Genomic DNA, 12,078 nt, shown 5'->3' with positions numbered 1-12,078 from the left:
ATAATTTTACAAAATTCAGACACATGAAATACCTCGTTCTACTTATTGCCCCTTTCGCCATAGCCATAACAGTGGCGCCAGGCATCGAGGTAGAAGTAGTAAACAAGACCACGCTCACCATAGTAACAGACGTAGTAGTTGCAGTCAAGGTAAACAACACCGCCCTATCTCAACACCTAGGCGAAGACGTCTACACAATAGCCGTCTTACACCTACGCTTCAACTGCGGAGCGAAGGGGGAGAAGACGATGCACTACGTTTTCCAAAACCCGCAGAACACTGCCACGTTGTCCCTCAGCCAAACCCTCATGGACGCGTGCGCAGGCGAGGAAACAGCGGTGGAGTTCTTAAATGCCACTTTCATAGTGGTGACCCGCGGCGGCGTGGTAAAAGACGTGTACTACCTAGACATAGCAGAGGCGGCCAAGAGGGCTGGGCAAAGCCTAGTCTTTACCCCCGAGTGGCGCGCCCTAGCCTTCAACGTCAAAACGCGGGTGGTAGACCTCTGCAACTGGCTTCAAATAGACCTAGCCGGGAAATACGGGGGAGACATAGGCCTTCTAAAAATAGTCTCATGGTACTGCTTCAATAGGTCTAAGGCCCTGAGAATAGCGTACCAGCCCTATTACTACTACTTAGCCAAGTACATACAGGTAAAAGTAACGCTGAACGTGGGCAACGTCACCGTGGAGAAGGACTTAAGCGGCGGCGGAGAGATACTCCTAGAGCCGTCAAAGGCGTGGGGCAACGTCACATACTTCAAAGTGGAGATAGCCGGGCCTCAAAACCGCTACGCCATATACCCCATGAACTACACCGGGCCTATATCAATACAGCCGCCCACGGTGGAATACAGGACGCTGGCCGGAGTAGTAGTGGGCATTAGACAGACGGCGCTGGGAGTACAATACGACGTGTTATTAAACGACACAGTGTCGCCAGAGGGGCTCGCCCTAGAACACGCGCTCTCAGCCACGCTCTTTGCAGAGGTGGCCAAGCCCAGTCTGTTGACAATACGCCTCTTGCCGCTGGAGGCCACGGCAGGCGGAAATGTCACAGTCGTATACACAGGCCCCGGCGTAGTTAAAAAAGGCGTGGTACAACTGCCCCAAGTACCCGCCCAGCCCATTACACTGGAGAAAAAGACACCCCTAGTGGTGCCCCACTACTACTCCATACAGCTAACACAGCCGCAGCCCCTCATGAGACTGGAAATACCCCGCCTCCCCAACGCCGTGGCGGCCTACGTCGAAATGAACGTGACAGCGAGGCCTAGAGACCCCCTAAGACAGACGGCGCTATGGCCAATCCTACTAATGAACAAAAGCGGGGTTCTCATCCCGTTGCCGCCCACGACGCTTTTCAATTCCACAAACTCTGGCCGCTACGCCGGGTACATAAACGGCACAGTGAGACTTAGATACCTCTTGCCAATGCCCCCCGGCGACTACGTCTACCTCGTCTTCTACCTCTATGGCGACAACCTCGCCGCCTTCAAAGTAGAGTCGGGGTACGCGTATGTACTAACTCTACCACAAAACCCCCAGCTAGCCCCCAAAGAGACGCGAGACGTGTTGACGGCGGCGATTTTTCCGTTCATTGCCATACTTGCAATTTTAATAAGGAGGCTGGCGGGCCATGGGTAGGCTACAGCGGCTGAGAAAGGCGCTTACTCCCAGGACTGTGGCACTGCTGTTGTTAGCCGCGGCGGTGGTCGCCGGAGTCGGCTTTTGGCTGTACTTGAGGTACGACCCCGGGTCATCGGCCGTGTGCGCCACCTGCCACAACATGCTCCCCTTCATCGCCAACATTAAAAATACGCCGCATGGGGGAACCTCCTGCGCCACCTGCCACTCCATAGACCTACTCCGCTGGATCTACGTACAAGCAGTGGAAAACCCAACTCCCCAACAAATAGCGGCGCGATACGCCCAGCCCATGTTCGACCAGTGTCTCACCTGCCACACAGCCCAGTCCTTCTCCCAGTTAAACATCCACGAGGCGCACGCCCAGCTGGCAGACAGGCTAAAGAGCTGCACCCTCTGCCACAACCCCCACGACTCCGCCACCACAAGCGCCAGATGTCAGACCTGCCACGACTACAACAAAGTGTTAAACACCCACATGGTCTTCCACGACTCCGCCTGGGCCCAAGTAGACATGGGCAAATACGAGGTATGCCTAGAGTGCCACAGTCCGTGGTCCAGGTGGTATGTCCCAATAGGGCCAGACTGCCAAATAGGCGCAGGCAAGGGAGTCCCATGCATAGGGTGCCACGGGCCCAGAGCCATGGGCTTTAGCCCAGCCGACTTCCTAGACTGCGCCAGATGCCACGGGCGCTAGTCCTCCTCCTACTAGCCGCCTTGGCCTACGGCCAGGGGACGGCGTATGGGCTAGCCATCTACGACGGAAGGGCAGTGCCAGTCCAAGTGGCGGTGTACGTGGGGCCAGGCAACGGCACCGTTGAAATCAAGGGCCTAGACTACTACGACTTAACCTTCTACTACTCCACAATCTCGGCGTGTTGGGAAGCCGCAATAGCGGCGGGAGTCGACCCCCTCGCCCTAAACTACACCGTGGTGATAAACCCGCTAAACGCCTCGCGGGCCCTAGTGGGGACAAGCCTATCGCTGACAGTGGCAGTGGCGGCGTACAGCGCAATAACGCACACCCCCCTCAACGCGTCGATCATCTACACGGGGACTCTGGCCCCCGGCGGCGTAGTAGACTTCGTGGGAGGCCTCGTGGAAAAGGCCCAGGGCGCCAGGCAGTACGGCTTCAAACTCTTCGTATACCCAGTCCTCCAACACTACGACTACAAAATAGTGTGGAAGCCCAAGCTCTACGGCGTCTACGGCGCCTTGGTAGAGAGAGTAGAGAGGAGGCCCCTCCCCCTGGCCGAGATAGTGCCAGTAGAAGAAGTGGGCAACATATACCAAGCCGTAGCCATCGCCGCGGGGGCCGCCTACAACCTCACGGCGAATCTAGAGAGGCTGGGCCAAGCCGCCGAGACCGTCTTAAACAGCGCCACGCCAATAGACGCAGTTGAAAAAGAGGCCCTCCTCTTTGTAAACAAGACCCTCCGCCTCGCGGCGCTTTACCCACAGTACGCAGATGTGCTAAGGCGAGGCGCCGCCCAAGCCCTGGCCTATGTACAAGTGGCAAAGAACAACACTGACCTCGCCACAGAGGCCCTCCCCCGCGCAATAGCAGAGGCGGCCACGCCGTACTTCTACGTGAGGATGCTGACAGACCCACAGGGGGCCGAGGTAGAGATAGCCACATACCTAGCCGCCTTGCTTGAGCTCGCAGACGCTGTGGCTAACAACACGGCGCCGCTGTGCGACATGGCATACGCCCACATGTATATACACACGGCCCAGGTCTACATGCGAGACGCTGGACTCGACTATGCCTATTACAAAATGGGCTTTATAGACAGCGCCGCGCAGGCCGCGTACAAATATGCACAAGCAGTCTACTACCTATGGAAATCCCTCCTCTACTATACACACAGCGCTGAGCCATACGACATAGAGAAGGCTGCGGCGAGCCTCCGCAGATATGTAGAACAGGCAGTGAGATACGCCGACATGTACTCAAAAGCCACAGACATAATATCTCCACAACTCGTGGGAAACGCCGCCCTCAACTACGCCAGAGGCGAAATAGCAATGAGACAGGGAAACTACAAGGCGGCCCTGGGCTACTACATAGAGGCGTTGGCCTACGCCCTCACCTACTTCGCCCTACACCCAGCCTTCCCCAACACCACAGACGTAAAATACCTACACTACCTAGACGCGCTGAGCCACGTCGTAAGACCAGACGGCCAAGTCTCATTACGAGAAAACTTGGCCATAGCCGCCGCGGCTCCCCTAAACGAGACCAAGTTACTCTACTTGGCGAGAGTACACGCTTGTCAAATAGCAGAGAGGTGGGCCAACTGGAGCCAAGCCCCCGCCCAGCCCCACGCCCAAGTCACGGCGCTACCCAAGCCTCCACAACGCCAAGAAGAGCCGCCCTACGCCCCCGCGCTAGTCGCCCTAGCCCCACTCCTATTCCCAGCCCTACGCCGAATACAAAATGTACACACAAAATACAGAGTGTACAAAAAACATAAAAAAAGTACTTGACAAATACAAAAGTTTAAATACCCAAAAATTTCTCATCTCACATGAAGAAATTCCCCGCGCTAATTACAACGCTACTACTACTAGCAGTATTCGTAGCAGCAACGTACGGCCCGCCCTATTCATACAACCACCCAACAAACTGCATCTCCTGCCACTCAAACTCGACAGGAACGGCCAACAGCCAAGCCCTCTCCGGACTAACTAGCGGGCCGGCCGCTGGCGCTTGTGACCCAAGCCAGCAGGAGTGTGTCTGGAGCCACCAAGTACTCAAGGGTACAGACGTATGGAAAAAGTGTATAAACTGCCACGTAGCTATTTGGAACTCTATTAATAGCGGCCCCGGTAATGTGCACTCCGGTCTTCTGAACTCGTATGGATGTGCGTGTCACGCAGTAGCACACGTGGGCTACGGCAATCCAACAGACGGCTACACTGCATGTATATACTTCTATGTGCCCAGATTATCTACCGCTACGCCGGGCTATTTCGGCGCCAAGCCCACTCTAGACTTCCGGAACGTGTACATATGTTTCAAAGGTACGCCAGAAGGCACATACACATTCAGTGGTAATGCGCCGACGTCGTTGATGCAACTTCTAGAGAGCAAGGGCGAGGTTACGGTAAAGGCGCTACTTGTAGGCTACGATAAGTATGCCAACGGCACAGTAAAAGCAAAGAGCTCTGCTGCCGACTTCCTTGAGACAGACTTCTTCAGTGCTTTAGAGCAAGCTGGTATATTCCGCTATGAGTGGGGTACTGCATCTGGCGCCGTGCTGAAGAACCCCAGTGTCAGGACGCATCCGTTGACTGAGGAGGCGCCTAATGGCGAGACTATTGTCATGGGCGTATTTGACATACACACTGGCGACTTCATATTGGTAGCTCCATATGCGCCATATTCAAGAGCTCCCTACTACTTGCCAGTGGCCGTTAACCCAGGCGTTGCTGCGTGTTTCAACTGCCACTTCGTCTACCAGGGTCAGCTTGGCACGGCTAAGGTGATGGAGGTGGGCGGCGTGTGGAAGATAGGCATACCCGCCGATGTGCTTAACTCTCTCACTGACCCGCACAAGATTGTGATGCCGGCGGCTCAGGCGGCTGGCGGCGGCGTGGCGCCTAACTTGTCGCTAGTCGCCCTCTTGGCCACTGCCACGTTGCTTGGAGGCGCCTTCTTGGCGCTGAGGAGGAGGGCACAGTAAAAATAAACCCCCTCCCTTTTTCTCCCCGTGCCTGACCCCCTCCCTTTCCTAGCTCTTTTCTCTCTCGCCTTGGCGGTTTTTGCCAGGGGTTTTAGGTGGTTTCTCTCTCTCTACGCCGCGTTGCTTTTCGTGGTGTGGGCGGCGGGGGGGTCGGGGCAGTTTTTGTCGCTTCTCCTCGCGCTTTCTCTTGCCCTATTCCTCTCCGCCATTGTGTTCTGGCGGCATGGGTATCTACTCACGGCGGGGGGCATCGCCGTTACCTCGGCGGGGTATATAGCGGCTGGGCAGCCCATCGACGTGTTAAGCCCCTACTTCGGCTACGTCGCCCTCTTGGCGTGGGCCGGGTGGAGGGCTGGAGGGGGGAGGCTGGCCTACCTGCTGGGCGCCACCTCGCTGGTTTTGCAGTCCGTCGTCCTGCTGTTTGACTCGCCTTTTGGCCGCTGGCCTCTGGCCCCGGCCCTCTCCCTCGCCCTAGTCCCCCTCGTCTTTTCTCCCGTCGATAGGGGCAATGGGAAATGGGCCGTGGTGCTCACCGGCTTGACTGCGCTTTGGCTGGGCTGGGGGCTTTTTAGGCTTTTCACAGGCTCGCCGGGGGAATTCGTCGGGGGGAGGTACTTGTTGGCCCTCGCCGCGGCCTCCGTGGCAGTGGCCTCTCTGGCCGCCTCGCCTAGGAGGTTTGCTGGGGGGTTGGCCATGGCGGCGGGGGTCTACCTCTTGGCCGTCTACTTCTCCCCGCCTTCGCTTGCGCCTCTCCTCTCGGCTGTGTTGCCCTTCGCAGTTCTCCTCGCCGCCTCTTTGCCCAGGGCATCTCTCCTGGCCTTTGCCGCGGCCGCGGTGGCGTTGATCTACTTCTCCCCCCTCCTCCTGCCTCCCCCCGCCACTTTTTCGGGGAAGTTGGGCCCCCTCGACGTGGCGCCAGACGGCTCTCTGGCTGCGGCAGATGGCAGATATGTGGCATTGAAGGGGGCCACGTTTGGCGTAGAGGGCGAGCGGGGGGCGGGGGTTTTCGACGTGGTAATAAAAGGCGTGGGGGAGTACTCAATACCCCTGTCCGTGGACTTTTCAATGGCCAAGGCGGAGTCGTATACGGTCACTGCCTACCTCTTTCCACACGTGGTGGTGGCGAGGTTTTGGCTGGGAGACGAGGTGTACTTCTCATACCAGCTGTGTAGACTCTCTGCTCTCCTCGGCAGGGAGTGCGGGGGGCTGAAGGTTTCAATTGTGGCAGACATCGCGGTCTACCCCAACCTACTCCTCTTTTCGCTTCTCTGGTTTTTTGTTCTACTAATTCCTGTGGTTCCACTGTATATTAAGTGTACACGTTGTATAGCTAGGCATAAATAGTTCTGTGTAGAGGCGCATATGCATCCAACTGGCTTCGTCTTTGCAATAGCTCTGGTTGTCTACCTGGCGTTTGTTGTCACTGGGAGAGTCCGCTTGCTGGCGGCGGCCACCGCGTTGTTGGCCGCCTCTTGGCTTTACTACGCCGCGTCGTTTTTGGCCCAGGACTTCTCTCTCCTCGAGGTGGCTAAGAACACTAACGTGGGGGCGGACTGGTGGCTGAGGCTTTCTGCGTCGTGGGCTGGGACTGGGTCTAGCCTCCTCCTCTTGTCTTTCTTCTTGGGGGTTTTCATTTTCCTTGTGCATAGGGCTGGCGCCCCTTTGAAGGTGGCGAGGGCCGCGGCGGCGGTGCTCCTCCTCTTAGGCGCGTCGGCATACTTCTACGGGCCGTTTGACACTCTGCAGGAGGCCACTGTGGGCGGGGGCATAAACCCACTGCTTAAGAGCTTCTGGGTCTCTATCCACCCGCCGCTGGTCTTTTTAGGGTATGCGGGAGTTTTTGCCACGTCTCTCGCCTTGGCCTACGTCGAGGCCGTTGGACTGAGGCGTCTTGCCTATGCGGCGCTGGCCTTCCTCTTCGCGGGGCTTGTGGTAGGTGGGTACTGGAGCTATGTCACTTTTGGCTGGGGTGGGTACTGGGCGTGGGACCCCGTGGAGACTGCCCAGCTCATGGTCTTCGTCGTGGCTGCCGCCGCCCTCCACGCCCCCAAGGCGCTTAGCGACGTGAAAAAGGCCTCTTTCCTCTTGGCGGCGGGCTCGGTGTTTCTAGCCCTCTTTGTCACTCGCACGGGGATGAGCCCCCTCCACGGCTTTGCCTCGCCTGGCGCAGGCGGCTACCTCCTCCTAGCCCTCTCCCTGGCCTTTCTGCTTATGGCCCTCCGCCACCTCCTCGTGGCTAAGTGGGCTGTGGAAAACTGGGGCAAGATGTTGACTTTCCTCTCCATATTCACGGCGGGGGTCTTTCTCTACGGCTCTCTCCTAGTCCCCTCGCTGGGGGTGGCCTTTGGCTTAAACACGGCGCCGCCGCAGATGGACGACGGGATGTGGTTCTACAACCCCGCCCTCTATCTGCTGGTGTTGATAACGCTCATGTTCTCGCCGCTGATATACCTAGAGAGGGGCGGCAAAACGCTCCTCCTCTACGTCGCCGTGGGGGCCGTGGCCAGCGGCGCCTTGGCCGCGGCCGCCTATGTGGGGGCGGTCCCCTTCTCGCCGAAGTCGCACCCGCTTACAAACGCCGCGGTGGGAGCCGCCTTGGTCTGGGCGGCCATGGGGGCCGGGGTAATTTTATACTCGGCGTATAGGGCTAGGGGGAGGACGTCTGTGTTGAGGATACTCCACCTCTTCCTCCTCCTCTTCTTCGTAGCCGCGGTGTACAGTCTGCCTCACGCGTACAGCAGGGCGTATTTCCTAGACCTCTACGTGGAGCCAGGCGCAGAGGCTAAAGTGGCCGGCGTCTCCATAAGAGTGGAGGACTACCAACTCGGTCTCTCCGCCGACAAGGTCGACATCTACACGGTGTATAGGGGAAACTCCGTGTATCAATACGCCCAGTATGGCCTATTGTCGGCGGGCTCCCTTGTGAGTCAGGCTAGGCCTTTTATAGAGGAGGGGAGGCGGCGCGTCGAGGGAGACCCCGCCTTGTCCTACCTCTTTGCGCTAGTCAAAAAGCCTGTGCATGTGGGCGACCTCCGCATTGAGGCGGGGGACAACGTCTACTTCGTGGAAAACGCGTCTGTGGGGGCGTATGTGGCACACGGCGGGGCTGGGGGGCTGGCCCTCATGTTGTACATATGGGGCAACTCCCCGGTGAATCAGACAATGACAGTGGAGAAGCCGCTTGTGTTTAAGGCGGGGGACGCCGTGGTCAACGTCACGGGGACTTTAGTGTCCAGCGGTGGCGCCCTAATCCCAATGTCTGCCGTGGTGGAAGTGGGGGGCGTGAGGAGGGCTGTGCCCATGCCGCTTGACATGAACTTGACTTTGTACTACATGACTATGACGCCGGGCACCCCCCTCTACGGCCTATTACAAACCCCCTACCTCGACCTCTTGTCAGACGTGAGAGCTGCCCACACCTTCTCCGACGTCCCGAAGGCGGTCCCCGCCGAGGCCTTCTCCAAGACTGTGTTGGCGGTAGATGGCAGGAGGCTGGAGGCCGTGGTTAGATACGCCATAAACGGGGAGGTGTCTGGCATACACGGCCTAGTATCGGCGGTTGTCACTGTGCCCCGCGGGCTCGACGATGTTTACATAGCTGTCTTCACTCCATACGTCCAGGGGGAGTTTGCCACATATCCAGAGCCCATGATTTACTACCTATCGCAGGTGTGTAAGACGCTTAACCCGCGGGAGAGCCTCAAGCTATTGGCCCTCGCCGCGGCGGGGTACAACATAAACCTCCTCTCCAACGCCGACCCCCAGAGCTTCGCCACCACCTTTTTGACAGCCCTACTAGAGCTCGCCACGTTAGTCCACCAATACACGCCGACGCAGAGCGAAATACACATAAGCGTAAAGACGGTGCCGCTGGTGAACCTCCTATGGCTCTCCTCGTTGGCGGCAGTAATACTGCTGTTCTACTTAACCCGCTATGAATAAGCTCGTCCTAGTCTTATCTCTAGCCGTGTTTACCCTCGCCGTGTCGGTTCAAGTGGGGAACTGCGACAGTTGCCACAGTGAACAGCGAGATAGAGGCTGTCTTAACTGTCATGTGGAGTACGTGGCCGGCGCCCCCCACGCGAAATTATCCAGCGCCACGTTTTACCTCTCGCCCCCGCCCTACGGACATCGCCAAGACCGAAGGTATTGTGGATGTCATGACGGCAACGGCAAGCGGGTGGCTGGGGTGCCTGTTATGCCGCGTGCGCGTGAATGTGCATGCCACGCAGTTATACATGTAAATCTCAACCGTCACAGTTCTACACACCCTAGCGAGGTTTTAGTAGAGACTTATCTTCCCGTCGCCGCTCCGCCTTATGTAGACCCGCCTCTCGTGTTTAAACAGGCGAAGCTTTGGTGCAACTGTACGCGGACGCCCAGCAACTGTCCCCCCAAGGTATGCCAGCTTGTTAATCAGTTGTACAGTGGAGGGTATACAGTTAATGTGGCCGTGGTGGTGTTGTGGGATTGGTGGGTGGGCGACATAGCCTCTGTGCCCGCCAAATTCGGCGGTGCCTATGGGGCAGTGGCGGAGGAGAGCTGGCTTTCCTGTTTTAACTGCCACTTCCATGGGTATAACATTTGGGATGTCGCCCGCTACATTAATGCGACGAAGAGGACTCTTTCGCCTACGCAGTATTTGCAACATCCTGATGCTTGTCAGCCGTGTCACGGCCAGCCGTCGACGGTGTATGACCCCACGGTTAGGCAAAATGTCTGGGCGCACAACACCTATGGTGGGGACGAGGCTTGGAAGTACTGTGGCTCTTGTCACTCGGCTATTGCGTCTGTGGTTTCTACTAGTGTGCACTGGGGTGTGGGGTGTAGGTGTCACTCGGTGGTTCACGTGGGCTATGTGTATGGGGGGCAGTGGCTCGCGGGGTTGTGGACGTATGAGGGGTCTGGCTCGGGGGTAGAGACGGCGCCCACTATTGTGAAACTTGCCCGCGCTTATACTCAGTACAACGCCACGGGGAGCGTCGCCTCGCTGGTGGGTAATATCACGGCTAAGACGCCTGGGCGGAATATTGAGGTGGGGCTTTGGGACGCCTATAAAAACGACTTTGTCTCTACTCTGCCGTTGGGCGTTGGGCCTAGTAGAGTCTGGGTCTCCTGCTTCAATTGCCACTTTCTCTCCATAGACCCCAGTAGGGTGTCTAATGCGCATGCCATTGGCTACCAGTTTAAAGTTCAGACGTGGGCTGTGGAGCCCTCTGCGTATTCAGAGGTCGTGGCTAAATCGTCTGCGGGGCCTAGCCCAGTGGGGCTGATCGCCGTGGTCTTGCTTGTTGGCGGGTTGGCGGCTCTGTGGGTAAATAGACGCGTGGATAAACGTTAGTCTTTGTGTACACTTAGTATACATAGACTTAAATATGGACGTGTATTATGTCCACATGTCTCCCTTGGGTATTCTCCTGGCGGTTTTAATAGTGGTAGACGTGGCTACCGCGGTTTATTTGGTGAATTGGGGGCCGTTTCCGCTTATTGTGGCTGAGCTGGGGGCTCCCACGGCGTATTTAAACGTCTACGTCCACGTGCCGCCCGCGGTTGTCCTCTACGTCATGGCCGCTCTGTCCTTTGTCTTGGCGGTGTGGGGGGCTTGGAGGGGTCTCTCAGAGCGGGCTCTCAAGTGGATGGACTTCTCGGCCTACTCAGTGGCGGCGCTGGGGTGGTACGCCTTTGTCAGCGGCACCGTCTGGGCGGCGGAGAGCTGGGGCACGCCCCTCGCCCTAGACCCCAGACAGATGTCTATCCTAGTGCTCGCGCTGATTTACTCCCTATACCCAGCCATTAGGAGGGGGGTCGAGGACCCCGAGAGGAGCGTAAAGCTTGCCCAGTCTTTTGTTATCGCGGGCTTTGTCCTCGCAATTGTCTCTCTCCTCGCGCCTGTCTTGGCACAGGCGTTTCACCCCAGGCCGGGCACCACCTTCGGGGGGCCCCTGGGGCAGTACATGGGCATGCGCATCCTCTTGATCTTGACCATCTTCTTGACCCTCCTCTTTGTTAAGCCGGCGAGGTGGACCTCAGCCGTGTATTTAGCCGGCCTCGTTGTGGCAGTGGCTCTCCTCTACCCTTGGCTCCTCTACCAACCCCAGAGGGTGGTGAATGTGACTGAGACGTCTATTGTGTTAGAGAGCGGGCAGGTGCTCAACGTGCCGCCTGGGCAAGTGTTAAGCCCCGCCTTTTTCAACGGCACGCCTACTTTGCCCAAGAACTTCGTGGCTGTGGCAGGCGGCGGGGTGGAGCTGGTGCGGCACTTCAGCGCGTATGTAAACGCCGCGCTTTACTTCGCCACAATGGCTTTTATACTCTGGCTCCGGGAGAGGCTATGAATAGGTGGGTAGTGGCGGGGGCCCTTGTGGCAGTCTTCTTGGCCGCGGGCATAGCCTCGCTCTTTGTTGGAACTCCCAAGGACGTCTCCGACTTGAAGAACTTCCCAGGAGGCAAGGTGAGAGTGTCCGGCCAACTTGTGGAGTACGGGAGAGAGGGGGACTACATCTACCTAATCCTCAGAGGCCGCGACGGCTTTACCATAAGGGCTGTGGTGCCCTACGACACCGTCGTAAGGCTGGCGGGTCCCTCTTTCCAATTCAGCGGCGAGGTAGTGGTAGAGGGGTTCTACAACCCAGCCACCAAGACCTTGAACATAACCACAATTTTGAAGGGTTGCCACTCTGCCTACTATGCCCCAGTTAAGTCATAGTGTATATTAAGTGTACAAGTGTTATAGCAAGGCTTTA

9 protein-coding genes are annotated in these 12,078 nt (G+C 57.6%); all 9 read left to right on the top strand.

What is annotated here, in order from left to right; genetic code table 11:
• Positions 1 to 23: 23 nt before the first annotated feature.
• Positions 24 to 1,646 carry a hypothetical protein gene (locus PCAL_RS07915; RefSeq protein WP_193322624.1) on the top strand — a complete coding sequence of 541 codons (1,623 nt, stop codon included), beginning with the start codon at positions 24 to 26 and terminating at the stop codon, positions 1,644 to 1,646.
• Positions 1,639 to 2,343, top strand: coding sequence for a cytochrome c3 family protein (locus PCAL_RS07910; RefSeq protein ID WP_011850169.1), 705 nt, complete (start codon positions 1,639 to 1,641; stop codon positions 2,341 to 2,343). Before PCAL_RS07915 ends, PCAL_RS07910 begins: the two co-directional genes overlap by 8 nt.
• Positions 2,328 to 4,136 (top strand): hypothetical protein, encoded by a 1,809-nt coding sequence (locus tag PCAL_RS07905; protein ID WP_011850168.1) that lies wholly within the window; start codon positions 2,328 to 2,330, stop codon positions 4,134 to 4,136. The genes PCAL_RS07910 and PCAL_RS07905 overlap by 16 nt, the downstream gene beginning before the upstream one ends.
• 401 nt (positions 4,137 to 4,537) lie before the next feature.
• Positions 4,538 to 5,335, top strand: coding sequence for a hypothetical protein (locus PCAL_RS07900; RefSeq protein WP_226951935.1), 798 nt, complete (start codon positions 4,538 to 4,540; stop codon positions 5,333 to 5,335).
• Positions 5,336 to 5,362: 27 nt separating this feature from the next.
• Positions 5,363 to 6,679 (top strand): hypothetical protein, encoded by a 1,317-nt coding sequence (locus PCAL_RS07895; RefSeq protein WP_011850166.1) that lies wholly within the window; start codon positions 5,363 to 5,365, stop codon positions 6,677 to 6,679.
• Between the two features lie 18 nt (positions 6,680 to 6,697).
• The gene (gene ccsA / locus PCAL_RS07890) at positions 6,698 to 9,277 is read left to right on the top strand and encodes a cytochrome c biogenesis protein CcsA (RefSeq protein ID WP_011850165.1); all 2,580 of its coding nucleotides are present in this window, start codon (positions 6,698 to 6,700) and stop codon (positions 9,275 to 9,277) included.
• Positions 9,278 to 9,788: 511 nt separating this feature from the next.
• Entirely contained in the window at positions 9,789 to 10,676 is an 888-nt protein-coding gene (locus PCAL_RS07885; RefSeq protein ID WP_193322623.1) for a hypothetical protein, read from the top strand.
• A gap of 55 nt (positions 10,677 to 10,731) precedes the next feature.
• The gene (ccsA, locus tag PCAL_RS07880) at positions 10,732 to 11,670 is read left to right on the top strand and encodes a cytochrome c biogenesis protein CcsA (RefSeq protein WP_193322622.1); all 939 of its coding nucleotides are present in this window, start codon (positions 10,732 to 10,734) and stop codon (positions 11,668 to 11,670) included.
• Entirely contained in the window at positions 11,667 to 12,041 is a 375-nt protein-coding gene (locus PCAL_RS07875; RefSeq protein WP_011850162.1) for a hypothetical protein, read from the top strand. The genes ccsA (PCAL_RS07880) and PCAL_RS07875 overlap by 4 nt, the downstream gene beginning before the upstream one ends.
• The last annotated feature ends 37 nt before the right edge of the window (positions 12,042 to 12,078 follow it).

Source organism: Pyrobaculum calidifontis JCM 11548 (assembly GCF_000015805.1).
GTDB classification, from domain to species: domain Archaea; phylum Thermoproteota; class Thermoprotei; order Thermoproteales; family Thermoproteaceae; genus Pyrobaculum; species Pyrobaculum calidifontis.
Note: the sequence above shows the minus strand (reverse complement) of the source record. Positions and strands in the feature narration are given on the sequence as shown.

Coding starts and splice junctions, on each gene's coding strand:
- ccsA (WP_193322622.1), top strand. CDS start 10,732: ATGTCTCCCTTGGGTATTCTCCTGGCGGTTTTAATAGTGGTAGACGTG.
- PCAL_RS07910 (WP_011850169.1), top strand. CDS start 1,639: ATGGGTAGGCTACAGCGGCTGAGAAAGGCGCTTACTCCCAGGACTGTG.
- PCAL_RS07915 (WP_193322624.1), top strand. CDS start 24: ATGAAATACCTCGTTCTACTTATTGCCCCTTTCGCCATAGCCATAACA.
- PCAL_RS07905 (WP_011850168.1), top strand. CDS start 2,328: ATGCCACGGGCGCTAGTCCTCCTCCTACTAGCCGCCTTGGCCTACGGC.
- PCAL_RS07875 (WP_011850162.1), top strand. CDS start 11,667: ATGAATAGGTGGGTAGTGGCGGGGGCCCTTGTGGCAGTCTTCTTGGCC.
- ccsA (WP_011850165.1), top strand. CDS start 6,698: ATGCATCCAACTGGCTTCGTCTTTGCAATAGCTCTGGTTGTCTACCTG.